General features: G+C 39.7%; 20 protein-coding genes and 1 pseudogene. 13 read left to right on the forward strand and 8 right to left on the reverse strand.

Going from position 1 to position 26,184, the window contains the following annotated elements; translation table 11 throughout:
- Nucleotides 1–26 precede the first annotated feature (26 nt).
- Nucleotides 27–632 (reverse strand): annotated as a pseudogene (locus VOI17_RS05080) (tRNA-(ms[2]io[6]A)-hydroxylase).
- Between the two features lie 133 nt (nucleotides 633–765).
- On the opposite strand from VOI17_RS05080, the gene VOI17_RS05085 reads away from it, so the two are divergent.
- On the forward strand, nucleotides 766–1,668 hold the full coding sequence (locus VOI17_RS05085) for a DUF3078 domain-containing protein (protein ID WP_323756160.1): 903 nt from the start codon (nucleotides 766–768) through the stop codon (nucleotides 1,666–1,668).
- Between the two features lie 110 nt (nucleotides 1,669–1,778).
- On the opposite strand, the gene VOI17_RS05090 is transcribed toward VOI17_RS05085, so the two are convergent.
- Nucleotides 1,779–3,656: a putative porin gene (locus VOI17_RS05090; RefSeq protein WP_323756161.1), complete on the reverse strand. Its 1,878-nt coding sequence runs from the start codon at nucleotides 3,654–3,656 to the stop codon at nucleotides 1,779–1,781.
- A gap of 64 nt (nucleotides 3,657–3,720) precedes the next feature.
- Nucleotides 3,721–4,779 (reverse strand): tetraacyldisaccharide 4'-kinase, encoded by a 1,059-nt coding sequence (lpxK, locus tag VOI17_RS05095; protein WP_323756162.1) that lies wholly within the window; start codon nucleotides 4,777–4,779, stop codon nucleotides 3,721–3,723.
- A 41-nt stretch (nucleotides 4,780–4,820) separates the two neighbouring features.
- Between lpxK and VOI17_RS05100 the strand changes: the two genes are divergently transcribed.
- Genes VOI17_RS05100 through VOI17_RS05110 form a run of 3 tightly spaced genes read left to right on the forward strand, consistent with a single transcriptional unit; the run spans nucleotide 4,821 to nucleotide 8,203 of the window.
- Nucleotides 4,821–5,918 (forward strand): Nif3-like dinuclear metal center hexameric protein, encoded by a 1,098-nt coding sequence (locus VOI17_RS05100; protein WP_323756163.1) that lies wholly within the window; start codon nucleotides 4,821–4,823, stop codon nucleotides 5,916–5,918.
- Nucleotides 5,919–5,928: 10 nt separating this feature from the next.
- A complete protein-coding gene (locus VOI17_RS05105) occupies nucleotides 5,929–6,708 on the forward strand; it encodes a zinc ribbon domain-containing protein (RefSeq protein ID WP_323756164.1) in 780 nt (259 codons plus the stop codon).
- A 10-nt stretch (nucleotides 6,709–6,718) separates the two neighbouring features.
- On the forward strand, nucleotides 6,719–8,203 hold the full coding sequence (locus VOI17_RS05110) for a tetratricopeptide repeat protein (RefSeq protein WP_323756165.1): 1,485 nt from the start codon (nucleotides 6,719–6,721) through the stop codon (nucleotides 8,201–8,203).
- Here VOI17_RS05110 and VOI17_RS05115 read toward each other — a convergent pair.
- On the reverse strand, nucleotides 8,181–8,798 hold the full coding sequence (locus VOI17_RS05115; RefSeq protein WP_323756166.1) for a histidine phosphatase family protein: 618 nt from the start codon (nucleotides 8,796–8,798) through the stop codon (nucleotides 8,181–8,183). The two genes, VOI17_RS05110 and VOI17_RS05115, sit on opposite strands and share 23 nt — an antisense overlap.
- A 60-nt stretch (nucleotides 8,799–8,858) precedes the next feature.
- On the opposite strand from VOI17_RS05115, the gene VOI17_RS05120 reads away from it, so the two are divergent.
- Genes VOI17_RS05120 through menD form a run of 3 tightly spaced genes read left to right on the forward strand, consistent with a single transcriptional unit; the run spans nucleotide 8,859 to nucleotide 12,208 of the window.
- Nucleotides 8,859–9,278 carry a hotdog fold thioesterase gene (locus VOI17_RS05120; RefSeq protein WP_323756167.1) on the forward strand — a complete coding sequence of 140 codons (420 nt, stop codon included), beginning with the start codon at nucleotides 8,859–8,861 and terminating at the stop codon, nucleotides 9,276–9,278.
- A gap of 3 nt (nucleotides 9,279–9,281) precedes the next feature.
- Nucleotides 9,282–10,508 carry a chorismate-binding protein gene (locus VOI17_RS05125; RefSeq protein ID WP_323756168.1) on the forward strand — a complete coding sequence of 409 codons (1,227 nt, stop codon included), beginning with the start codon at nucleotides 9,282–9,284 and terminating at the stop codon, nucleotides 10,506–10,508.
- Entirely contained in the window at nucleotides 10,505–12,208 is a 1,704-nt protein-coding gene (gene menD / locus VOI17_RS05130) for a 2-succinyl-5-enolpyruvyl-6-hydroxy-3-cyclohexene-1-carboxylic-acid synthase (RefSeq protein ID WP_323756169.1), read from the forward strand. Before VOI17_RS05125 ends, menD begins: the two co-directional genes overlap by 4 nt.
- Nucleotides 12,209–12,217: 9 nt before the next feature.
- On the opposite strand, the gene VOI17_RS05135 is transcribed toward menD, so the two are convergent.
- A complete protein-coding gene (locus VOI17_RS05135) occupies nucleotides 12,218–13,342 on the reverse strand; it encodes a carboxypeptidase-like regulatory domain-containing protein (RefSeq protein ID WP_323756170.1) in 1,125 nt (374 codons plus the stop codon).
- Between the two features lie 67 nt (nucleotides 13,343–13,409).
- Here VOI17_RS05135 and VOI17_RS05140 point away from each other — a divergent pair, with 67 nt between their 5' ends.
- On the forward strand, nucleotides 13,410–14,429 hold the full coding sequence (locus VOI17_RS05140; RefSeq protein ID WP_323756171.1) for an AMP-binding protein: 1,020 nt from the start codon (nucleotides 13,410–13,412) through the stop codon (nucleotides 14,427–14,429).
- 6 nt (nucleotides 14,430–14,435) lie between these two features.
- Here VOI17_RS05140 and VOI17_RS05145 read toward each other — a convergent pair whose 3' ends face one another.
- Nucleotides 14,436–15,227, reverse strand: a complete 792-nt coding sequence (locus VOI17_RS05145; protein WP_323756172.1) for an XRE family transcriptional regulator — start codon at nucleotides 15,225–15,227, stop codon at nucleotides 14,436–14,438.
- 125 nt (nucleotides 15,228–15,352) lie between these two features.
- On the opposite strand from VOI17_RS05145, the gene VOI17_RS05150 reads away from it, so the two are divergent.
- Both VOI17_RS05150 and VOI17_RS05155 read left to right on the forward strand, forming a co-directional pair.
- Complete coding sequence (locus tag VOI17_RS05150) at nucleotides 15,353–16,030, forward strand: outer membrane beta-barrel protein (protein ID WP_323756173.1); 678 nt, start codon at nucleotides 15,353–15,355, stop codon at nucleotides 16,028–16,030.
- Nucleotides 16,031–16,144: 114 nt separating this feature from the next.
- Complete coding sequence (locus tag VOI17_RS05155) at nucleotides 16,145–19,438, forward strand: VPS10 domain-containing protein (RefSeq protein WP_323756174.1); 3,294 nt, start codon at nucleotides 16,145–16,147, stop codon at nucleotides 19,436–19,438.
- Between the two features lie 70 nt (nucleotides 19,439–19,508).
- Here the strand turns inward: VOI17_RS05155 and VOI17_RS05160 are convergent, their stop codons facing one another.
- A complete protein-coding gene (locus VOI17_RS05160) occupies nucleotides 19,509–19,895 on the reverse strand; it encodes a hypothetical protein (protein ID WP_323756175.1) in 387 nt (128 codons plus the stop codon).
- A gap of 190 nt (nucleotides 19,896–20,085) precedes the next feature.
- Here VOI17_RS05160 and VOI17_RS05165 point away from each other — a divergent pair, with 190 nt between their 5' ends.
- The 3 genes from VOI17_RS05165 to VOI17_RS05175 all read left to right on the forward strand — a co-directional run bounded on the left by VOI17_RS05165 (nucleotide 20,086) and on the right by VOI17_RS05175 (nucleotide 24,520).
- Entirely contained in the window at nucleotides 20,086–21,435 is a 1,350-nt protein-coding gene (locus VOI17_RS05165) for a short-chain fatty acid transporter (RefSeq protein WP_323756176.1), read from the forward strand.
- Nucleotides 21,436–21,578: 143 nt separating this feature from the next.
- Nucleotides 21,579–23,846 (forward strand): aconitate hydratase, encoded by a 2,268-nt coding sequence (locus tag VOI17_RS05170; RefSeq protein ID WP_323756177.1) that lies wholly within the window; start codon nucleotides 21,579–21,581, stop codon nucleotides 23,844–23,846.
- A gap of 299 nt (nucleotides 23,847–24,145) precedes the next feature.
- Nucleotides 24,146–24,520, forward strand: coding sequence for a response regulator (locus tag VOI17_RS05175; RefSeq protein ID WP_323756178.1), 375 nt, complete (start codon nucleotides 24,146–24,148; stop codon nucleotides 24,518–24,520).
- A 2-nt stretch (nucleotides 24,521–24,522) separates the two neighbouring features.
- Here VOI17_RS05175 and VOI17_RS05180 read toward each other — a convergent pair whose 3' ends face one another.
- A complete protein-coding gene (locus VOI17_RS05180) occupies nucleotides 24,523–26,100 on the reverse strand; it encodes an ArnT family glycosyltransferase (RefSeq protein ID WP_323756179.1) in 1,578 nt (525 codons plus the stop codon).
- Between the last annotated feature and the right edge of the window lie 84 nt (nucleotides 26,101–26,184).

Raw genomic sequence — 26,184 nt, forward strand, 5'->3', positions numbered from 1 at the left:
TTGAAGTCTTTGTACTTCAAACTATTCTAGTGCATTCTATCGCCCCTCACTTCCAGTGACTTAATGATTTTTGCTTCTTCCATTAAGAACTCTTTCCAACGGTTAATCACGTAATCTTCTGGCATATAATGTTTAGCTAAACTTATGAAATTCTTATAATGCCCTGCTTCAGAAACCATAAGTTCATAGTAGAAATTCTTAAGTTCTTGGTCTTCAATGTGCTGAGATAGAATTTTAAATCGCTCGCAACTGCGGGCTTCAATTAAGGCATTCATCAATAGTCTTTCTACCAATTGCTGATCTCGGTTTCCTCCTTTTTTGATTACCTTCTGAAGTTGAATAACATATTCATCTTTTCGGGCTTTACCGAAAGACATCCCTCTTTACTTGAGTTGTTCCAAAACTCTTTCGAAATGATTCCATTCTTCGGCTACAACTGGCGTAATCATTTCCACCATTTCTGTTTTTTCTGGAAACAAAATAATCAACGAAATGCAAGAAGAAGCAGCTTTCTGCTCACAGTAAGCATGATCTACCAGTATTTCCTCAATGTTCATCTGAGCAATATTTGCCCAGCGTGGGTCGGTCGGTAATTGTAGCCCTAAGAGATGATTACTTAACTCGTCATTCATGTTGCAAACTTACGCGCTTCCTCCCTATTATTAAAAAGTAGAACGAGTATGCCGCTAGATTTTATTGAACCTGCTAAATTGCAACACATTTTTAAAATCAATTTGAATATATCAATTTCCAAACATTGACATTATGAAGAAAACATTACTCATTTGCCTTACCCTTTTAGTGGCGTATACAGCTCAGGCGCAAACGGCTGACTCCGTAAAATGGGAAAGAAAAGGCTCCTTAGGGTTTACGTTCGCAAACGTGGGCCTATCGAATTGGGCCGGAGGGGGTGAAAGCTCTGTTTCTTTAGGTACAATCTTCAACGCAGCAGCCATCAAGAAAGCAACGCATTCTACCTGGAAGAATCAAATTGACTTTGCCCTAGGCGGTGCCAAGCTAGGCGACAGAGACTTCAGAAAAACAGATGATGCTATTATTCTACTAAGCCAGTACAAAAGAAAAATCAATGAGAAATTTGGTTACAGTGTTTCAAGCATTCTAAGAACTCAACTGCTAGAGGGTAGTAATTATGTTGCTGACCCTTTAAATGCAGGAGAGCAAATCGCAGAGAAGATTTCCAATTTTATGGCACCAGGCTACCTTTCTGTAAACTTAGGTATGGAATATAGTAGTGGTGATATCCTCACCGTTTCCTTTTCTCCAGCTGCAGGTAAATTCACTTTTGTAATGGATGATGAACTTTCAGCGGTTGGTGCTTATGGTGTAGATCCAGGCGACAAAGTAAGGGCTGAGTTCGGTGCGAACATGCTCACAACTTTAAACTTGAAGATAATGGAAAACATATCTTTCCAGTCTAACCTAAACTTCTTTACAGCTTACGACAGCTTTGGAAATGTAGATACCAACTGGGAAACGCTTTTAGTAATGAAAGTAAACAAGTGGTTCAATGCTACCTTTGGAACACAGTTGATATATGATGACGATATCTTAATCAAAGGTGAGGACGGAAATGTTTCTAGAGAGATTCAATTTAAGCATGTATTGAACCTTGGCGTTAACTTCAAGTTATTCAGCACAGGCAACTAAAAAAGAATTTTCATCCAATTGCAGAAAGTCATTCTAGAATGCTTCGTCAATGAAATTGATACGGCTTTCAGAATGACTTTTTTCGTTTACCTACTTGATAGCCAAACCAATTAATTGTAGAAAGACCAACGTACGCCTAAGTCTAAAGTACGTTTTACGCCTGTATAGTATGGAGTTAAGAAATAACCTTCAGCGGTGATCCCTTGGTTGAAATGACCAGACTTCACGAAAAAATTAAAATTCTCTACTTTGAAATTCAAGAATAAATCGGCCTTAAGAAAGGCATTATTTTCGAAGTCATCTTGCAAATAGTATTGCTGAACAATTGGGTTGTAGGCATTGGCATAATATGCCGAACGGTAATGCAAATCTATACCCGTATGGATAATCATTTTACCATCAAAAATCACGTTTTTATAAGCCAATTGGCCATTGGCCAAGATATCTGGTAAGCGATAAAGGTCTGAAGAACCTCCAGAAACCGTATTGTAATAAAAACTACTAGACCATTTCCATTTTGGGGCTAACTTAAAATCGAAATGGAAGCCCGGTGCTAAAATCACAATGTCGCTGCTCGCTTGGTTTGGACGCTTATCTTGATCATAATAGAGGTAATTGGCAATTCTATTGAGCCTTAGTAATGGTCTAAAACTCAAACCCGGAGTGTTAATTTTTACCTCACCATATAAGTTCTCAGATTGCTCGTTCTTAAAACTGTTAATCCAATAGCCCTGCTGGCCAGCATAGAGCTCAGACAAATAAGAAGGTTGACTAGAAACTTTAGACACTTTGGCATCGAAGAAACTACTCGTAAAATCACCTTCAACAAAAAAGCCACCTCCGATTAAATACTCTCCCGAAGCCTTCAAGAAAATCTTAGGCGTGATTTTCTGCCTTAAGGTTCCACCCAAATAGCTTTCTAAATCGGCTCCTTCTCCACCCAAAATTCTGTTGTCATACTTCAAGTAGCGGGAGCGATAAAAAATGGTATATGAGAAACTCTTGGTGTAGCCTTTTATTCCAAACTCATTGGAGAGTTCATTGTAAGTGGTTCTGTCTTTGATGGAGTCTTGGGTCAAACCTTGACCTACATAATTGTACACTAGGGAATCTGAACCTCCTAAATTATAGACATCTGTGTACCTCACCACCTGATTATAGAAAGTACCAGAATGATACACCTGAAAACCAGAGTCTAAATTGTATTGTTGAAAAATATGCACTCCACCCCGCTTATCGTAGCTTTCTGCATCATCGAGTACTACGTTGGCATCTTTATATTTAAAATAAGTAGCCTTTGCGCCTTCTTCATCATTAGCTGGGTCGATTGCTGGGTCGAGAACCCCTCCCTGCTCATCAACGCTAAATTTCATTTGGGTTACGTTAAACAAAGCCAAATAGCGGGGTAGTTTTTTGGGGCGAATAAAACCAAAGAAATTATAGTTGGTGCCCTTCGACTGAAAATCGCCTGTGCTCAAAAAGGACACCTGTTTTTCGGCCCTTACACTTTTATATTGAAAACCGAGGTTCAAGTAAACGCTATCATTCAGAGCAAAAACAATGTCGGTTCCTCCCCTACGGCCACCACCATAAACCACGTTGATTTCTGTGAATGGAGACTTTGTGTCAAAATATTTAATATCCTCAGGTCCCACGTAAAACTCATCATAAGCATTATAGCCAGACCGCCTTCCAATCGTCATTGAAGGTTCGTAGTACAAGTTTCTGTAAGCCGTACCTAAATTCCCCAAATTTTGTCCAAGATTACCGTACTTTTCAATGTCGGTATAGCGATGCAGGTTATCTGGAATAGTATCTGGGTAATTGAAAATGAGGTTGTTGAATTTGAAATTCTTTTCGTAAGTGTAACGGGTGGTTAAAGGTCCATATACGCTCTTAACCGTATCCTTTAAAAGTCGATTCTCTCGCTGACTTTTAAGAGAATCTCTATTGACACTAAATGTGGTGTTGCCCTGAGAAAAAGCCACAGAACTCAACACTAAAAAACACGAAATAAATAATACCCTCTTCAGCACGCCCAAAATTAACAATTCAATTGAGGTTTTTCTTTTGTTCCAGCACATTAAACAGCCGACTGGTAAACTTCTCTTCTTCCTCTAAAACAAAACGAATCGGAATATAGAACACAGCCGTCTTCTTAAAAAGTGAATGATCGGCAAGCGACAAAAGTCGTACCATGTCTTTCTCGGTGGTTACTATTGGTAAATCTGTTTTCTGCTGTGCCAAATACCCTTCTATTCCATCTATATCTTTCGATGTGAAATTATGGTGGTCTTCAAATATAAATTCCTTTTGAACATTATATTTAGATGACATTTCAGACCTAAAAACATTATTATCGGCAATGCCCGTAATTAAGACAATATTGTCTTTATACTGTAACGATGTGGTTTTATGTTCAAAAACCAGTTCAGGAAAGTCGTATTCAATATGACTGAAGAACACTGGTTTCTCACCCAAGTATAGTTTCACATTTGCCTTGATTTCTCTTCTCTCCTGCTCGTCAATCGCTTCTGGGCTTTTGGTGATAATCACGCAATCAGCTCTTTTTGCGCCTCTTCTGCTTTCGCGCAGCTCCCCAGTGGGCAAAATATAATCTTCATAAAAAGGGTGATTAAAATCACTTAACAGAATATTAAAATCCCTGGCCACTTTTCTGTGTTGATAGGCATCGTCCAAAAGAAAAACATCAATATCTTCCTTCTCCATAATGGCAGAGGGAATGGCCAAAATCCGTTCTTCCCCAACGCACACTGAGATATTTGTTCCAAATTTCCTGAAATATTGACAAGGCTCATCCCCTATTGTTTCAGCAGTATCCGTGTCAGTAGCCATTCGATAACCGCTAGTTTTTCTTCCATAACCTCTGCTTAAGGTCGCTAAACGGTAATTATTTTGAAGTAGCCTAATTAAGTATTCCACCATTGGAGTTTTTCCAGTCCCTCCCATTGAAAGGTTACCAACCGAAATTATGGTGCGGTCAAATTCAACTTGGGGCTTCTTTCCTATATTGTACAGGTGATTTCTGAAGCTCATCAGCGAACCGTAGAGGACTGAAACAGGAAATAATATCCAACGTAAGAGCTTCATTCTATTCAGGTTTCTATCTTAGCATTTTAAAAGCTGTAAAGATGGTAAAAATCAAGGAAATCATTGAAGTACTTGAAAAACTTGCGCCCCCAGTTTATCAAGAGTCTTATGACAATTCAGGTTTAATTACTGGAGATAAAAACTGGGACGTGAGTGGAGTCATGGTGAGTTTAGATTGTATTGAATCTGTAATAGATGATGCAATTGCTAAAAAGTGCAACCTCATTGTTGCCCACCACCCTATTGTTTTCAAAGGACTTAAAAAGCTCAATGGTAAAAACTATGTAGAGCGAACCATAATTAAAGCCATTAAAAACGACATTGCCATATATGCCATTCACACCAATTTAGACAACGTCTATTTAGGTGTAAATCAAAAGATAGCCAATCAAATTGGACTGGTCAACACTAGAATATTAGCTCCAAAAAAACAGGTTTTGGAGAAACTGGTAGTTTTTATCCCAAAAGATGACTCCAATAGAGTCCTTAATGCGCTTCATGCTGTTGGTGCAGGAGAAATAGGCAATTACTCCCATTGCAGTTTCAAATTAAATGGAACAGGCAGCTTTAAACCCAATGAAAGGGCCAACCCTGCAATTGGTGAAAGAGATCAGCTAGAGCATGTTAATGAAGACAGGGTTGAAATCATGTACCCAAATCATTTAAGTGGAAAGGTTATTCATACCTTAAAAGAAACACACCCTTACGAAGAAGTGGCTTATTACATCAGTCAATTAGAAAATGAGAACCAAGAGGTAGGCGCTGGAATGATTGGGCAACTCGAAAAAGAGATGACAAGCTATGAATTTCTGAACCATCTAAAACAATCGATGCAGCTGAGTTCCATTCGGTATACCGCTAAAAATGTGGATTCAATTAAAACTGTGGCACTTTGTGGTGGTGCAGGCAGCTTTCTATTAGCGTCAGCCATGGCGAAAAATGCCGATGCTTTTGTGACCGGAGATTTCAAGTATCACGAATTCTTTGATGGTGAAGGGAAAACCATGATTGCAGACATTGGGCACTATGAAAGCGAAAAGTTTACAAAAGAGCTTTTGCATTCATTATTGACAGAAAAATTTGCTAATATTGCAACCTATTTGACAGAGGTGAATACGAATCCCGTACTGTACTTCTAAAAAAACGTGAATGGAAAAGACTGTAGCACAAAAACTTGACGCCCTTACTAACCTTCAGAGAATTGATTCTGAACTGGATGAAATCAAAAAAGTAAGAGGTGCCCTACCTGATGAAGTAGCTGATTTAGAAGATGAGATCGCTGGATATCAGACGAGAATTGACAAATTCAAATCTGAAGCTGGAGATCTTGAGACTAATATTGCTGATTATAAAACTCAGATTAAAAATTCTGAGGCCTTAATCAAAAAATATAATGAGCAACAAATGAACGTGCGTAACAACCGTGAGTATGATGCCATTACGAAAGAAATTGAACTTCAGAATTTAGAAATTCAAATTTCTGAAAAGAGAATTAAAGAGGCTTTCGCTAAAATCGAAATCAAGAATGGTGAAATATCCAAGACTGAAGAAGAGTTAGGTGAAAGGGCTAAAGACTTGAGCAGCAAAAAAGGCGAACTCGAAACTTTGACTAAAGAAAGTCATGATGACGAGCAGAAGCTAATGAACGCAAGAACAAAAGCGATTAAGGACATTGAAGAGAGACTATTGGTTTCTTACGTTAAGCTTCGTGATAACGCAAGAAACGGTCTGGCTGTAGTACCTGTCGATAGAGGCGCTTGTGGTGGTTGTTTCAACGTTGTTCCTCCCCAAAGACAAGCCGATATTCGTGAGCGCAAAAAAATTATCGTTTGCGAGCATTGTGGTAGAATCTTAGCTGACGTTACAGACGAAATCGTTGTAGAAGAAGCTAAGCCAAAAAGAAGCAGAAGAGTTGCAACAAAGGCTTAATTAGTTTTTGATGTTTCTAAATATAAAAAAATGGATAGGCGTTTTCGTCTATCCATTTTTTCTTTTATCACAAGTAAGTTTTGCTCAAAGCCAAACCACTAATTTTGATTTGGCTTACTACACTACTTTGAATTTAGATTTCAAAGCCTCAAAATCCATCCTCTCCTCTTTAGAAAACACTGAAATTCCAATGGGCGATTTATACATCGCCAACCTTAACGATGTACTAGAACTGATTTTTAGCGAAAACGAAGAACGTTACGACCTACTTAAAAAGAACGAAGACATAAGGCTCGAACAACTAGAAAACGCTTCTTCCGATTCTCCATATATTGATTTCTTTGAGGCCGAAATCAAAATGCAATGGGCCTTTGTAAAGCTCAAGTTCGGAAATACCCTCAGTGGCGTATGGAGTTTAAGAAATGCCTACCGAATCACAGAAGATAACATTGAAAAACACCCGGGTTTCAAGCTCAATTTTAAAACAATGGGCTTGCTACAGGTCATTTTTGGAGCCGTACCCGACAACAAACAATGGGTATTAAATGTATTGGGTCTGGAGGGAGATGTTGAGAGTGGCTTAACGCACTTAAAAGCGCTCTCGAAAGAGCCCACGCAATTCACGCTTGAAGCTACGCTCATTTCTTCCATGATTGAATCGTATCTTTTGGAGCGACATGATGAAGCCCTTGAGGGATTAATAAGCAATACTTCAAACCAAAAAACGATGGCTGAAGTATATATTACTTCGCTAATTCTAATGAAGGCACACAATGCTCAGGCTGCTTCCTTACTACTTCAACAAGCCCTAGAAAAACCGGAGGCCAATGCTCCTCTTTTATTTGACTACTTGCTAGCCGAAGCGCTTTTTCAAGGTGGGATGTACAATCAAGCGAAAACACATTATTTGGAGTATATCAGTCAGTTTGAAGGCAGAAACCAATTGAAGGATTCTAAAATGAAAGTAGCCATGTGTGAATATTTTCTAGGTAAAAACGCTTCTTTCAAAAACTACTGGGAAGAGGCCAAGCAAACCAAAGGTGCTACTTCAGAAGCAGACAAAAATGCTGACGCTATTTTAGAAGCAAACACTCTACCCAATTTCAAATTACTACAGATAAGATACGCCATTGATGGAGGTTACTATACATTGGCCAATCGAGCAGTTTCTAAATTGAATTTGGAGAAATTGACCATCATGGAGGTCCATGAAATTACTTATAGAAAAGCAAGGTTGGCGCAACTAAAGTCTAATTATACCGAAGCATTGAGCCTTTATAATGAAGTGACTTCTAATGCGGACATACTACCAGAGTCTTACTTTATACCGAACTCTTTTCTTCAAATGGGCTACATTAAAATGGAAGAAAAAGAAGACGAGCAAGCGAAAGTATACTTCAATAAGGTATTAGAATTCAAAAAGCATCCATACAAAAACAGCCTAGATAGTAAAGCTAAAATTGCATTATCGACTATAGATGGCGCAGGTGGCTAACTTCGTTGTACTTGTCTAATACAAAGGCATTTCCTGTAAATGTGATTTCGTACAGCCCCAAATTATTGTGAAGAAAGTAATCCATTCCGCTGATCGGATAATTGAAAATAGTGGCGAGCATTAAGCGCATAGCCCGACCGTGCATGCAAATCAAAACATTAGATTCGTTTTCTTTGGCCATAATATAGGATAAGCCTACACGCAATCTTTGCGCTAAACCTTCAGGACTCTCTCCACCTTCGATTGCTTTGTGTGTTTCACCCCTTTGCCAACTGCTGATCATATCGAAGTAATAGGCGTGCTGCGCTTCGTTTACTTCTGCCCCCTCGTGAATTCCCCAGCTGATCTCATCTAATTCAGGCAGTGCTTCATAAGACAAGCCCTGCTCAATAAAGCCTTCCATCGACTGAGCTGTTCTTTTAAGCGATGAGATGTATAGCTTATCAAAAGCTATATGATTGTAAGCTTCATGAAAAGCCTGAGCCTGAGCCCGTCCCATTTCGTTTAGGTCAGAATCCACCCCTCTTCCCTGAACAATTCCTTGTTTGTTGAAATCTGTCTGTCCATGACGCGTGAGGTAGATTTTTTTGATCATCAATTTTGTTCTATTTTTGCCCAATTCAGGCACAAATCTAAAAACTAATTTAGAACCACCATGTTTCAACCCGGAGTTAATATTTCGACCGTCAATCAGTTTAGTAAAAACACTATGGTTGAACATTTGGGTATAGAAATAACAGAAGTAGGCGCTGACTTTATGCGGGCCAAAATGCCGGTAGACCATCGAACCAAGCAACCTTTAGGTCTCTTACACGGTGGAGCTTCTTTGACTTTGGCCGAAACCTTGGGCAGCATTGCGGCTCATTCTGTGGTAGATCCAGAAAAACAATATTGTGTAGGTTTAGAAATCAACGGAAACCATATTAAATCCGTAAAGGAAGGCTGGGTTTATGCTATAGCAAAACCTCACCATATTGGAAGAAAGACGCAGGTTTGGGAGATCAAAATCACCAATGAAAATGATGACCTGGTCTGTATCAGTAGAATCACCATGGCGGTGATGGATAAAAAATAGGAAATGAATCAAAAGCAATCAGCAACATCATCCCTTGATTTTTCGGGATATGAAAAGACTCATGCGCTAAGATCTATATTTCAGGCAGCCGTAAATTTAGAGCTTCCTTTGGCCGTTTGGCGATCACCGCATCAAAGGAAAATTAACCTGACGGTATCCTTCAGTAAGGTTAAAGAAGTTGAAAGACCCGATTTAGAAACTTCTGACAAAGGATTTATCTTCTCTCCTTTCGATCCTAAAAGTGGTGCTACACTATTCATTAAAAGCGATTTTCATGTGTCTTTTGATTTTGATGAAATCATCCAGCATGAGCATTTGACTAGCAGTGAGGATGCACATCAGACAGAATTTTTAGAGAGCATAAAACAGCAACTCAATAAGCCAAAAGAAAAAGTCAACTACCATGTTAAAGATCAAGTCATAACAGAGGTGGACCTTGAATATAAAGACCTAGTACAGCTTGGAGTAGATGCCATAAAAAACAACGATTTTCAGAAAGTTGTGCCCGCTAGGTCAAAAACTATTTCACTCAACGATAATTTTGACTTAATCACCAAGTACTTACAATTATGCGATGCCTATGCAAACGCATTTGTTTCTATTGTATCCACGTCTGAAACTGGAACTTGGTTAGGTGCTACTCCAGAACTGCTTTTGGAAGTAAACCATTCACAGTTTAAGACCGTGGCTTTAGCAGGAACCCAAAAAAGGGACATCGACAAGCCTATTTCAGATACAGCCTGGACTCAAAAAGAAATTGAAGAGCAAGCCCTAGTAAGCCGATACATTATTAATTGCTTTAAGAAAATCAGGCTGAGGGAATATGAGGAGAAAGGCCCAAAAACCGTTATTGCCGGAAATTTGCTTCACCTTAAAACTGAGTTTGAAGTAAATATGAAGGAAACAAACTTTCCTGAATTAGGTACAGTAATGTTGGAATTATTGCACCCTACTTCCGCTATTGCGGGCATGCCAAAAGCAGCCTCCTTAAACTTCATTCAGCAGCATGAAGGCTTTGATCGATCTTTTTATTCAGGTTACTTAGGCCCGGTACAAACCGAAAAACAAACTTCTATTTTTGTAAACCTTCGCTGCATGCAGTTGTTAGAAAATAAAGCAATCTTATATGCTGGCGCTGGAGTAACCGAAGACTCTGTTGCTCAAAAAGAATTTGAAGAAACAGAAATGAAATTCAATACCTTACTCAATATTTTGAATTCAGAACCTTGATCCTTCAACATATCTACGATATCGCAACAATTTGCGCTGCACACGGCATTGAAACTGCTATAATTTCACCGGGCTCAAGGTCGGCTGCGATCACGCTCGCTTTTGTTCGTTACCCTGAAATTGAGACTAAAATAATTCCTGATGAACGCTCTGCTGCTTTTATCGCCATGGGTATGGCGCAGCAACAAGGTAAACCAGTAGCCTTGATTTGCACTTCCGGTTCAGCTGCCTATAATTATGCTCCTGCCATTGCAGAGGCCTTTTATCAGGAAATCCCCTTGCTGATCCTTACCGCAGACCGTCCTCCTGAATGGACAAATCAGTATGACGGGCAAACCATTCAGCAATCAAATATCTATGGAAAGCATGTTTTAGCCAGTTATGATTTTCCTGTTGAAGTAAATCATGATGACGCTAATTGGCATTGTAATAGAATTGTCAACGAAGCCATTAACGCGAGTATCAGTAGAAAAGGCCCTGTTCATATCAATGTCCCGATAAGAGAGCCGTTTTATCCTGACCCAAATGAGCTAGTTAGCTTCCCTGAAGTGCGTATTATTAAGAACACTCCAATTGAGGGATCAATGCATCGCACTCAGTGGATTGATTTAGGAAACAAATGGCAAAACCATATAAGAAAAGCCATTGTGATTGGTCAAATGGGATACTCCAAACCATTACATAAGGCACTTTATCGCTTTGCAGAAAAAGCTGGCATTCCGATTATTGCAGATGTTATCTCTAACCAGCATGATTTACCTGGGGTAATCTATAATCAAGATTCCTTTTTAAACCCTCAACTCAATACAGCCCATAAGGAATTGGCGCCAACCCTACTGATTACGGTAGGTAAGTCTTTGATTTCGAAAAATCTAAAACTTTACTTAAGAAACAATCCTCCTACTGAACATTGGCATATTTCTTCGTCTGAAAAATTGAATGACAGTCTACAACACTTGACCGAACGGATCAAAATTGAACCCGAGGATTTCTTTGGAGAGTTTATCCATCATGTTGGTGGAAAAGGAAGTTTCAGCTACTTAAACCAGTGGCAGCAGGCAAATCAAACGGTAGAAAAGAAAAAAGCTAATTTCATGAAAATGAAAAAATTTAGCGAATTTCAAGCATTCAATACTGTGCTTGAAATGGTTCCGAACAAATCCAAGTTGCATTTCGCAAACAGCATGGCCATTCGCTATGCCAATATTATTGGTGCGCCAAAGCATAAGCAGATTGAGGTTTTCGCTAACCGAGGAACAAGCGGAATTGATGGTAGTAATAGTACTGCTGTTGGGGCAGCATTGTCTCAAAAATCACCTGTCGTATTGTTTACAGGCGATATGGCTTTCTTCTATGATCGAAATGCATTTTGGCATAATTACAACCTCAAAAACCTGCGTGTCATTATTTTTAATAATCATGGAGGAGGAATTTTCAGAATGATTGACGGCCCAAAACGTCAGCCTGAGCTAGAAGAATATTTCGAAACCAAACAAAAGCTAAATGCTGAGAATACAGCGAACGACTTTGGCTTTGAATACTATTGCTGTTCGAATCAGAAAGATTTGAAAGGCTGTTTAGAAGAATTTTTTAGTGCATCAAAGAATGCTAAAATTCTAGAAATCCAAACCAATTCAGAGCGAAACACAGAAGTGTTTTCTGAGTATAAACAAACCATTTTAGAAAGCCTTAAGGCTTAAAAAAATAACTTATTTATTTGCAGAACGGGTATTGATATAGTCAATAGGCATTAAATCCCCCATCTTTTCAACTCCCCAATAGTCGGCAACTATGTAATCTAGCGGATTATAGACATATCCATTTTTCTCAAATTCAATAAAGGTTTTACCTTCGAATAAGTGAAACTGAGAACGCTGCTTATTCCCATAAACAGGCACATCAGAAACATTTATCACCGTCCCTAACTCTGGTGGAATCAACTCTTTGGTATAGGTGACATACAGAATATGCTGAAACTCTAAGCGCTTAGAGTTTGCTGTTGAACCCGGTTTTACAAACTGGTATAAATCCAGTTCATTTCTATCCAAATACCTTTTCCCATCAACATCTCTGGCCATTTGAACCAAATAACCATCTTCCTTAAGGTTATTATTGAATAAACTACTGAAAAAGTGATCTACAGAACCCATATAAGCAACTTCCCGATTCTTCAACCATCTCGCCCTTGGTTTTTTATTCCCTCTTAATTCTTCATAAGATGGGTAACCCCAATAGGACGAATACTTCTCATTGAAGTACACCATATAGCCTTCCAAAACATACTTGATTCTATACCCCAGCGCCCTATTTTCAATAATTAGTGGTTCACTAGCGAAGGCTTCGAAAATGTTTTTCTCTTCATCAAAATAGAAATCAATTACTTCTTCATTAAGAATCTTACATTCTCTAGCAAAAGGGGATGTCCCTAAAAATCCTCTTTTGAAATCTTCAAGATTTCGCTTCCATTTTTCATCCTTTTTGGCCGTTACTGTTACCCCCCTCATTTGTCTAGTTTCTACTTCCAGCTTTGCATTGACCTCAAAGGTTTGCGCTTCGAAAAATTGAATGGACTTGATAAAGGTCTTATAGCCTGCAAACTTGATTATCAAATCATATGAGCCTGATTTTGGTACATGGAGCACAAAGTCTCCCTTATCATTCGTTACCGTACCAACCGTAGTGTTGGCCAAAAATACAGCAGCAAAAGGCAGCGTTTCCCCTGTTTGATTGTCCGAAACATTACCTTTAATGACAAACTGCGAAGAGCTTTGTCCAAGAACTGAAAATATCAGAAAAATAAGAAAGGCAAGCGTTAAGGTTTGAACTCTAATCATAATGAACTAAAATTGGCCTATGGGTGGCAATTTGATTTGGAATGGGACAAAAAATAGTTTTTCAAAATTGCTTTTATCACAAGAATCGAGCCATGATGAGTCCTATATTTCAGCCGCTAAGTTCATAAATGAATGGCGCACTGGCAAGGAAAGTTTTGCTCAAAACACGTCTGGCTCAACTGGAAAACCCAAAACCATTTACATCTCTAGATCGCAAATGATCGCTAGTGCCAGAAGAACAGCAAAAGCATTAAATCTGGTTAAAGGGGGTTCAGCCTTACTGTGCATCAACCCCGAATTCATCGGAGGTAAAATGATGTTAGTAAGGGCTATGGAACTTGAATGGAATCTTACGTTAGTTCCCCCAAACTCAAACCCAGAGGAACATTTAGAAAACGATGCGAAGTTCTCTTTTGCCGCCTTCGTTCCGCTTCAGCTCGAATGCATGATGGCCGCTGAAAAGGGAAGAAAGCAAATGAACAATATTGAAACCATTATTGTAGGTGGTGCCCCGATTAGCGCACAACTAGAAAAGGAAATCCAATTGCTGCCCACAAAGGTTTTCAGCACTTATGGAATGACAGAAACGGTTTCTCATATAGCACTTAAAGCCATGAATGGCCCAAATAAAAGTGATTTTTTCAAAGTATTGGATGGTGTTTCGGTTGAAACAGACGAGCGCGATTGTTTACGCATCAAAGCCGATGTAACGCTCAATGAATGGATTCAAACCAATGATGTGGTAGAACTCAAAGGGTCGGAGTTTAAGTGGTTTGGCAGGGCCGATTTTGTAATCAATTCTGGGGGTATCAAAATACATTTGGACCAACTAGAAAACCAAATAAGTGAGCTATTAGATTCCCAAGTAATTCTTTTAAAGAAAAGTCACCCGCAGCTTGGAGAAACCTATGTGGCGGTAATCGTCAATAAGGACAAGGGCACTATTGATGAGTTGAAATCGGTCATAGAATCATCTTTGGCCAAATACCATAAACCTCATGCGCTGTATTTAATAGACATACTGCCTAGAACAGCTTCAGGAAAAATAGATAGAATGGCCCTTTCTCAGCAGCTAAAAATAGAATAGGCTAATTCAACTATGGTCCTTGAGTTTAATCACCTCTTGCTGGAGCTCTAAAACGATACTTTTCAATTGCTCAAAGTCCATGGTGTCGTCTGAATAATCTGGCAAGTCCATACTCAAATAGGCTTTTGCTTCCCAAATTTCAATTACATCACCCACTGGAATATCATAAGGCGAATAAGATTTATTATCGGACACTAAAAACAACTTCCCGTTTTCCATAGTGTAATCAAAAACGCGTTTGTAAACCACGCCTTCTTCTTTAGACAGAATAACATAGCAACGACCATTCTTAATATCAGTCACATCTTCCAAATACTTACCGATCACAATGGTGCCTGGCCTAAGTGGAAGCATGGAGTCTCCTGTTATCTCAAAAGCCCTGTAAGTACCCGACTTTGGTAAATTTGGCAACTGAAACTTTGGAAGTTCTTCCAAATACTCTGGGTCGGCATAACCATTCAAATACCCAGCAGAAGCCTTTTGAGGAATAAGGTCAATCTGTTCTTCATTATTAGTATCCACCGTTATGGAAAGTACTTTTGAAGATGGCTTTCGAGGAGCCGCTAGTTTCAGAATTTGCTCTTCACTAAGGTTAGAAAGGTCTTTCGAAATCAAAAAATCCACTGGCACCTTAAACACCTTCGACATATTAAGTAGGTTATTCAGTCGAGGGTCTGCCCTACCTTCTTCATAAGCACCAACAAGTGACCGTTTGATGTCAATTTTTTCTGCAAAATCACCCTGCGTCCAATTTTTAAGTTTTCTCAGGTGCTTAATGTTTTCTGAAACTATGCTCATGCCAAAGGTTTTAAAAGCTAAAAATACTAATTATTTTAGATTGTTATCAAAATATTTTAGTATCACTCCATTTTAATTTTTGGCACATTATTGGCTTAAAATCAAAAGTCAAAATAACCAACAACATGTCAAAATACTTTTTAATACCTGTCTTACTTCTCCTTTTCCCGATGTTCTCAAATGGCCAGTCTACTTTCGGTCTAAGTTTAAATGGCTTTGTGCCCGTGGGGGAACTAAAAAAAGACTCCCCTGGAATCTGGGGAGGAGGTATCAGTTCTGATATCGCCTTTCAAATCAATGGCTCTCCTATTCACTTGGGCGGTATGCTTGGTGTAACTCGCTACGGTTCCGAAGTTCGAGATGGTTGGCATGGTGAGGATTTAGGTAACGTGAGGATCAGAAGAAATAACGAAATGGCCTATATGCTTGGCTTGATAAGAGTTAAGCCTCCTGTCTCGGGGAACTTTCAGCCTTATGCTGACTTTTTTGGTGGCTTTAGCTACATCGCTACGACAGCTCATTTCAGAGATGGCCCTTTAAAAGAAGAATGGGATTCTGTTAGAGATATAGATGACTTCGCTTTGAGTTATGGTTTTGGCGGAGGTTTGGAGATATTCCTCAACGAATTCCTCAGCCTAGATTTCAATATAAAAACCATTAAATCCTCCAGTGTCGATTACCTTACCCCTCAAAGCGTTAGCTACAACAAAACTGATGAAGTCTATGATATTACTGTGAAAAAATCACGCTTCGACCACCTAAATTTTGGTTTTGGTATTAAACTTCTGATGAGCGAATGGTAAATAAAGTACTGACCATTCATACAACATTGTTTGCGTTCTTACGAATTGAATTTCTCTTTATGACTTCTTGGTTTAAATTGTTAAAATTTCATTTTCAATCAAATCAATAACTTAATGAGTATTCAGCATTTAAAGCTATTTAGACCTTCAAAAATCAGATCGATTTTGGGTTTAACATTCATGCTACTCTCTGCTTTGGCCTTTGGTCAAAAAGTAGACATGGATCTTTTCAAAGACATGAAAGCCAGGAGCATCGGGCCAGCTGCCATGAGTGGTAGAATCACGGCCATCGATGTAGTAGAAAGTAACCCTGAGATTATTTATGCAGGTGCCGCCTCTGGTGGTTTATGGCGTTCAACTGGTGGTGGCCTTAACTGGGAGCCTCTTTTTGACGATGAAGCAGTACTCGGTATTGGTGCTATTTCTATTTACCAAAAAAACCCAGACATCATTTGGGTAGGTACTGGTGAAGGAAATCCGCGTAACTCTGTTAGCGGTGGATATGGTGTTTACCGCTCTATCGATGGTGGTGAAACTTGGGATTTGATGGGCCTTGAAAAAACCCGTAACATCCATAGAATCTACATCCACCCAGATAATCCAGATATTGTATATGTTGGAGCAATCGGTTCTCCTTGGGGAGAGCATGAAGAAAGAGGTCTTTTCAGAACCAAAGACGGTGGAAAGACTTGGGAGAAAATCCTTTATACAAACAACCTTACTGGGGTAGCCGATATGGTTGCTGACCCTTCTAACCCAAACAAGATTTTTGTTGCCATGTGGGAACATAAAAGATGGCCTTGGTTCTTTAAGTCTGGAGGCCCAGGTTCAGGACTTTATGTAACTAATGATGGTGGTGACACTTTCAAAAACCTTACTGGAGAAAAAGGATTACCAAAAGGGGACTACGGTAGAATTGGTTTAGCCATTTCGAGAAGCAGACCAGATTACGTTTATGCCATGATAGAATCTAAGGCCAATGGTCTTTATCGTTCAACAGATGGCGGTATCAACTGGGAGCTAAGAGCAGCTTCTGCAACTACACAAAACATTGGTGACCGTCCATTCTATTATGCCGACATCTTTGTAGATACAAAAAACGAAAACAGAGTATACAGCCTTTTCTCTAGAGTTTCTAGGTCTGAAGATGGCGGAAAATCTTGGGAAGAAATCATTCCTTACTCTGGCGTTCACCCTGATCACCATGCTTGGTGGATTCACCCTGAAGATCCTTCTTACATGATTGATGGAAACGATGGTGGTTTGAACATCACCCGTGACATGGCCAAAACATGGAGATTTACTGAAAAACTTCCTGTTGGACAGTTCTACCATGTAAATGTAGATAATGAAATGCCTTACAATGTGTATGGTGGAATGCAAGACAACGGTTCATGGGTTGGACCAGCTTATGTTTTTAACAGAGCTGGAATCAGAAACCATGACTGGCAAGAATTAAGCTTTGGTGACGGTTTTGACGTTGCTCCAATCCCTGATGATTCAAGATATGGTTACACTATGTCTCAGCAAGGAAGTGTGACTCGTTATGATAAAGAAAGTGGCTATACCAAAACAATTCAGCCAACAGCACCAGATACTGCAACCAACTTACGATTCAACTGGAACTCTCCAGTAGCCGTTGACCCACACAATTCAAATGCGGTTTATTTCGGTTCTCAGTTTGTTCATTACAGCACAAACAGAGGTGATGATTGGACAATCATTTCTCCAGATCTATCTACTAACGATCCTGAAAAACAAAAGCAAAACGAAAGTGGAGGTTTAACACTAGATGCCACTGGTGCTGAAAACCATACTACAATAATTGCTATTGCTCCAAGTCCAATCGACAGAAATGTAATCTGGGCTGGAACTGATGACGGAAACGTTCAGGTAACTAAAGACAAAGGAAAAACTTGGACTAACGTTGCAGCAAAACTTCCGGGTTTACCTGCTGGTAGCTGGATTCCTCAAATCAAAGCATCTCACCATAATGCTGGTGAAGCCTTCGTAATTGCTAACGATTACAGAAGAAATAACTTCACTGCTTATGCATACCATACTGCAGACTACGGCCAAACTTGGACAAGAATTGTAGATGATAACGATGTATTCGGTTACACACTTTCTATTCTTCAGGATGAAAGAGAGCCTAATTTGATTTTCTTAGGTACTGAAAACGGAATGTATGTGAGTTTTGATAAAGCTCAAAACTGGAACAAGTGGAACCACGGTTACCCAAATGCTTCTACTATGGATTTGGCTTGGCAAGAAAGAGAAGACGATTTAGTGATCGGTACTTTCGGTAGAGCTTTCTATATTTTAGATGACTTGAGACCTTTAAGAGAAATGGCTACAAAAGGCATTGAAGCTGTTAAAAATACAGATATCGTAATGTTCGATGTAGCTGATGCTTATCAAATGACCTACCGTCAGCCTCCTGGGATGCGTTTTGCAGCAGATGGAGGTCCATTTGAAGGTGAAAACAAATACTTAAGCACTGCCAATGTGAAGTTCTGGGTAAGAGATGATGCCAAAAAAGAAGAAGTAGCAGACGATAGTAAATCATCGCGCAGGAATCGCAACAACAAAGCAGCAGAAACAACAGAAACTCCTGCGAAGAAGCTACCTACTAAAGTCAAAATGATTGTTCTAAATGCTAACGGTGACACTGTTCGCACCAGAACGACTAACATCAAGAAGGGTGAAATCAACACTGTATCTTGGAACTTGGACAGAAGAAACCCTTACCCAGTTGAATTCTCTGGCGGAGGAGGCGGTAGATTTGGCGGTTTCGGTGGAGGCGGTGGCCAAGACCGAGAGCAATCTGCTGGATCAGCCTTACCGGGTACTTACAAAGTGGTTTTGGAGTTTGGCGATCAGCAGGTTTCTAAAATGGTGAAAGTACACCTTGATCCAAGAATGGAAATCAGCATGTCTGAGCTTCAAGCCAATAAGGCTTTCGAAGATCAAGTTTTGAAAATGACTCAGTCTTTTGCTGAAATAACCAATCGTGTTAGAACGGCAAATGAGATCATTGAGAAAGTCGAAGCGCAAATGAAAAACGTGGATGCTGACAAAGTGAAAGACTTGAAAAAAGCTGTTGAAGCAGTAAAAGAGAGTTTCGAGCCTGTTAGAAAATTAACTATCGGGTTACCTGGAGAAAGAGGTCAAGCCGTGGTGAGAGAGCGTTTCACAACTGCTAACAACTATATTCAGGAAGCCAGAAGATACAATAACTCTCGTATGGGAGCACCTGGTGAAACAGAAAGAACTGCTGTGAAAAAAGCAGAGCAAATGATAAAGCTTACAGAAGAAACAACGAATGCGTTTTTCAATACTGCTTGGCCTAAATTTAAAGCTGCTTATGATAAAGCTGACTTGAGTTTCTTCAAGGACTTTGAATAAAAAAACAGATTACTAATCACAAAAAAGGCCACTTAGAAATTCTGAGTGGCCTTTTTATTTGAGTTCAACATCAATCTACTTTGCTTACACTATACTTGGGTTGATTATTTTGATCTAGCTGAATACTATACCGATAAGTAGCTCCAACTTCCATTCCCATCCACTGGAATAGCGCATTATTTGGCTTGAGTATGGTTAAGTCTAAACCATATTTAAATGTGATTGAGTCTGCCACATAAGTGTCATTAAACAAGAACTCATCAGAGGTTTGGCCAGAATTAACTGCCCCAAAATTATGTACCACCCCTCCCAGATAGATGGTCACTGATTCCAAGGTAATAGACGTTTCGTTCTTCACATTCAAATATACACTTGAGCGGTCATCTGAATTATCGCAGGAATAAAGGATTGCCGAAACAAGGCAAATAGCTAATATCAATCTTCTGAGTCTATTCATCAATATTAACTTAGACACGATCAGTCTTTTATGAGTTGTAAAATCATACAATAGTTAGCGAAGACTTTATTTTTAACCCTATGGGTGAAAACAACCTTCAAAAGGCTGAAAATTTAACCATTTGAAATGATGACTAAAAATTCTCAATTCTGAAATCGTAAAGCATTCATCATTTTGCTAGCTTTGAACTATGTCTAAAAACAGTCTCTATCTCCGTTTTGTTCGTCAGATACTCCCCTCACCATTTTCAATTGCGGTAATTCTAACCTTAGTCACCTTTATACTTGCTTTGGCCTTTACAGAAAGGCCAGAGAATGCAGGTTCGGCTTATAGCATGGTTATTTTAGGCTATTGGGAAGTTGGTTTTTGGGAACTGTTAGAATTCACCATGCAAATGGCTTTGATCCTGATTTTAGGCCATGCTTTGGCACTGACACCCTTTTTCAATAACATCATCGATCGTTTTACTGTCTATTGTAATACATCAGCCAAAGCAGCCTTTACCATTAGTTTGCTTACCATTTTGGTGAGTATGATCAACTGGGGACTGTGCTTGGTGTTTGGGGCCATTTTCGCCAGAAAAGTAGCAGAAAGGGCCAAAGCCAACGGATGGAAAATGAATTACCCTTTACTAGGCGCAGCCGGTTATAGCGGTATGATGTGTTTTCATGGTGGTTTTTCGGGTTCAGCCCCTTTGGCTGTAGCCAGCAATAATCACTTTTTGATTCAAGAAATTGGGCAAATAGGCATTGGTCAAACGATACTTTCAACGTCCAACATTATCACCTTTGTCCTAGTCCTCATTATCATTCCTTCGGTATTCTATCTGTTAGGTAAAAGAAGCCATGACTCAGAAATCAATGTAGTATTTAGAAAAGAAACACATCACGAAAGTCACAAAAGCCATGGAGCGGAAAGAATGGACAATTCTAAAATTGCCGCAATTGCCTTAGGTGGGCTGATTTGTTTTATCGCCATCAGAAAAATGTGGATTAGCCCAGCATTGGTCGGTTTGTCCTTTATCGACCTGAACTACATCAACTTCTTCTTTTTCGGTTTAGCAGTCTTGCTTCATGGTTCATTCGCCAAATTTCTTTCCGCCATAGAAGAAGCCATTGGAGGTTCGGCTGGAATCATCATCCAATTTCCTCTTTATGCAGGCATTATGGGCATTATGACCTATTCTGGCCTTGGCGCATTATTCTCACAAGGTTTCATGGAAATTTCTACTGCGGCAACATTGCCAATATTCACTTTCTTTAGCGCAGCGATTGTGAATATTTTTGTTCCTAGCGGTGGCGGACAATGGGTAGTGCAAGGCCCAATTGTTACCGAAGCAGCCCGAAACCTTGGCGCTTCATTGCCAAAAACCATCATGGCGCTTTCTTATGGCGACCAACTGACCAATATGCTGCAACCTTTTTGGGCGCTCCCCCTATTGGGCATTACCAAGCTTAAGGCAAAGGACATTCTCCCCTATTCTTTCTTAATAATGCTGGTAGGAATGGTTATCTTTATTGTTTCACTGTTGGTCTTTTAATATTCAACACGAAAACTATTGTAAAACTGAATTTTAAGGCTTTTTAGTCTGAACTCTTGATTTTATTATTTACGAAAAGTCATAACTTTGTCAACCCTTGACGAGTTATAATTTTATATACCCAAGAACCCAAAAAATCCATTATGGCATTTGACATAGACATGATCAAAGCTGTTTACGCGAAGTTCCCTTCACGTATTGCAGCCGCACGAAAAGCAGTTGGGAAACCCCTAACCCTATCAGAAAAAATTCTTTACTCACACCTTTGGGACGGAGACGCCACTTCAACATTCGAAAGAGGTAAGTCTTATGTAGACTTTGCTCCAGACCGTGTAGCCATGCAAGACGCTACGGCTCAAATGGCTTTACTTCAGTTTATGCAAGCTGGAAAGCCTACCGCAGCAGTTCCTTCCACAGTACATTGCGATCACCTTATCCTAGCCAAAGAAGGTGCTAAGGATGATTTAAGAAATTCATTGACTGCTTCTGGTGAGGTTTTCAACTTCCTAGAGTCAGTTTCGAACAAATACGGCATCGGTTTCTGGAAACCAGGTGCAGGTATTATTCACCAAGTGGTATTAGAAAATTATGCTTTCCCTGGTGGAATGATGATTGGTACTGATTCGCATACGGTTAACGCTGGTGGATTAGGTATGGTAGCCATTGGTGTTGGTGGTGCTGACGCTGTAGACGTAATGGCAGGTATGCCTTGGGAGCTTAAATTCCCTAAACTAATTGGCGTGAAACTGACAGGTAAACTAAATGGCTGGACTTCCGCTAAAGATGTAATCTTGAAAGTAGCAGGTATTCTTACCGTAAAAGGTGGAACAGGTGCTATTGTAGAATATTTCGGCTCAGGTGCCATCTCATTGTCGGCTACAGGTAAAGGAACCATCTGTAACATGGGTGCCGAAATTGGCGCTACTACTTCTACTTTTGGTTATGACGATTCTATGGATCGTTACCTAAGAGCCACAGACAGAGCTGATGTGGCTGATTTAGCCAACGAAATCAAAGAACACCTTACTGGTGATGACGAGGTTTACGCTAACCCTGAACAATATTTCGATCAAGTCATCGAAATTAATTTAGACGAGCTTGAGCCGTACATCAACGGGCCATTTACACCAGACAGAGCTACTCCTGTTTCTAAAATGAGAGAAGAGGCTGAGAAAAACGGCTGGCCAATGGACGTAGAATGGGGACTGATAGGTTCTTGTACTAACTCTTCTTATGAAGATTTATCAAGGGCTTCTTCTATCGCGCAACAAGCCATTGACAAGAATTTAAAAACGAAATCAGAATTCGGAATTAACCCAGGTTCGGAACAAGTACGCTTTACAGCCGAAAGAGACGGTCTTTTAGGTATTTTCGAAGACTTAAACGCCACCATCTTTACCAACGCTTGTGGGCCATGTATTGGTCAGTGGGAAAGAGCAGGCAATAATACAAGAGTAAACACTATTGTTCACTCGTTCAACCGTAACTTCTCTAAAAGAGCAGACGGTAACCCAAATACCCACGCTTTTGTTACTTCTCCAGAAATGGTAGCGGCCATTGCTATTTCGGGTAACTTAGGTTTCAACCCATTAACCGACACCCTAACCAACGAAAACGGTGAGCAAGTAAAATTAGATCCGCCAGTAGGTTCTGAATTGCCAGCCAAAGGTTTTGCGGTTGAAGATAACGGTTACCAAGCACCAGCCGAAAATGGCGGAAGTGTAGAGGTAAAAGTTAAGCCAGACTCCAAACGTTTACAGTTGCTTGAGCCTTTCACTCCTTGGAATGGAAAGAACATTACAGGCGCTAAGCTTTTGATCAAAGCATTTGGTAAGTGTACTACTGACCATATTTCTATGGCAGGTCCATGGTTGAGGTTCAGAGGTCACTTAGATAATATTTCTGACAACTGTTTGATTGGCGCGATCAACGCATACAATGAGTCTACCAACTTGGTGAAAAACCAATTGACAGGCGAGTATGGTCCAGTACCAGCGACAGCCCGTGCATACAAAGCGGCAGGCGTTCCTTCTATTGTTGTGGGCGACCATAACTATGGCGAAGGCTCTTCTCGTGAGCATGCAGCTATGGAGCCAAGGTTCTTGGGTGTGACTACTGTTTTGGTGAAGTCATTTGCTAGAATTCACGAAACCAACTTGAAGAAGCAAGGGATGCTAGGTTTGACATTTGCGAACGAAGCAGATTACGACAAAGTACAGGAAGATGACACCATCAACTTCTTAGACCTTGACCAATTCACTGAAGGCAAGCCATTGAACATTGAGTTTGTACATGCCGATGGTTCTAAAGATGTAATTGTGGCCAACCATACTTACAACAAAGCCCAAATTGGCTGGTTCAAAGCGGGTTCTGCCCTTAACTTGATTAAAGAAGAGAATAAGAAAGGCTAGTGACTAGTATTTAGAATTATTGAAAAGCCTGATTCGCAAGAGTCAGGCTTTTTTTGTGATAACCACTGTCACAGGTTCTCCCACAAATCCTCGTTTGCAACGAGGGTTTAATGCATGAGCTTACATGTCTTTTTGTTGATTGCTGAATAACAAACGGATTCTCCTTTTCATCCTGACTGACAACGGTACTCCCAAATAGCTTTTCAACCTTAACCGAACATTCAATACCTTCATCGACACATGTCTACCATTCATCGAAACACTCAGAATAGGACTCAGTTTTTTAGGAAGTTTGGTGTATGAATACTTTATCTAAACATTCGGCTTTCAAAGTTTTAATCGTAGACGACAACCCTTTGAACCTAAAACTACTTTCAGTTTTCGCTAAGAAATGGGATTTAGTTTTCGACATTTCTAGCAATGGTACAGATGCCCTGCTTTTGGCCGAAAAAACAAAGTACGAGTTAATTCTGATGGATATTCAGTTACCAGACATGTCTGGAATTGAGGTGGTAGAAAAAATCAAAACCAATGGTAGTCAGAGTCATGTTATCTACCTTACGGGAATGGACAGTATGGAGAACACAAATATGGATGTATTATTGAAGCCTTATGACCCAATGGTACTGAAAGAGAAAATTAATATGCTGAAAGAGAAAAAAATGGTCGCCTGATATTAATCTCTATTTACTTTAATTAAATAGATGGGCTCATTGTGGTAGTGAAACTCTTCTACCAATGAATAGCCCGTTTCAGGTAAATCATTGGTATACACAAAATAAAAGCCCTCCTTCAGTTCATCCGTTTGGTATAAAATGGTTTCCCGCTCCGCTTCCAAGTAATAAACAATAGTAAGTGACATTCGTACATCACCCAATCGGTATAAAGGTGCTCCTTTAGTAATTTCTGCAATTTTAATACCTAAGGCTTTGTCTTCTGCAGCTCCAGTGGTTTTTTGGCGGGTTACTGGCACTGTAAACGAATAACCCAAACGCAGCACCAACAGCACTGCAAGAATGATCATATAGGCTTCAATTCCCTTTTTAGCATACAACCACCAAAGCGTAATCACCAACAACTCTAAAACAATAGCAATCAACAGTAAGTGGCCTACCACTTCGAGTTCCTTCACAAAAAGCATGGCCGGAAATGTCAAAGTGGCTATAGAAAGCAGAAATACAGTAATCACCTTGCCATATTTTTTCAATCCATCTGCATCTGTTTTCTGGACGCCATAAAGCAAAACAGCAATCAAAACAGGAAACAGAGGATAGAGATATCTCGATTTTGCTTCTGCCGAAACCCAATACACCACAAAATTGGCTACAAATAACAGTGCTAAAAACACCATCAGTCTATTCGACATAAGTGCTAGCCTAACCTTCTTAATAAAGAGCACTGGAATGAATAAGGTAACAGGCAAAAGATTCGCCATGGTTGTCAATGGAAAAAGGACAATGTGTTTTAGTAAAGCTGAAAAACCACCTCCAACTGCCTTATCTGCTGATTCAGAAAAGAGTGTGGTGTACCAACCACTTGGATCTTCGTAAAGAGAATAGGCATAGAAATAACTCGCTAATACAGCAAAGAAGGCCAAAATTGATACAATGTGCTGAATAGAGAACAGCAGCTTAAACTTCTTCTCATAAATAAAGAAGACCAACAGGGATATCGCCAAAAACGGCAATGAAGTAAGTCCTTTGGTCAAGAAACCAATGGCGGTGAGCAAGTAAGCGAATAAGAACAATGGCCAATACTGTTCTAGTTTTCCGAAATGATAAATCACTACAAAAACCAGAAAAGTAACCAAGGCATAGAACAAATCAATCTCCCCAATCATGCTGAAATAGAAGAGTATATCTACACAGGCGACATAGCTTAAAGCGGAGTAAACTGCCAGTCTTTTTCCCAATCTAAATTTAAAGAACCTGTAAATTACTACCCCTGTAACCAAGGCTGAAAGCACAGAAACAAGACGGGTGGCAAACTCAGAATAGCCCCCAAATATTTGATAGGAAAGGATGATCAGCCAATTGTAAAATGGTGGTTTTCGATAATATAAATCTCCCGTTTGGGTTGGCACCCAAAGGTTATCTTGGAACATCATTTCCAAGGCAATCAAACCACGTCTAGGTTCTTCTAAATAAAGCGGATAAATACCAAGTTTAACAAATAGGGCACAAAGCAACAACACCAACATACCAGCCAGCATCCATCGTTCATTGCGGTTAAAATCACCCTCTTTAATTAACATTGTCCAAAATTAGTGCTTTATGTGATAATCCGTTAAAACGGAAGTAGAATCCGCTGATCAATTTGAATTTACCACAAAGGGATA

This window comes from Roseivirga sp. (assembly GCF_034669765.1).
Taxonomy (GTDB): Bacteria; Bacteroidota; Bacteroidia; order Cytophagales; family Cyclobacteriaceae; genus Roseivirga.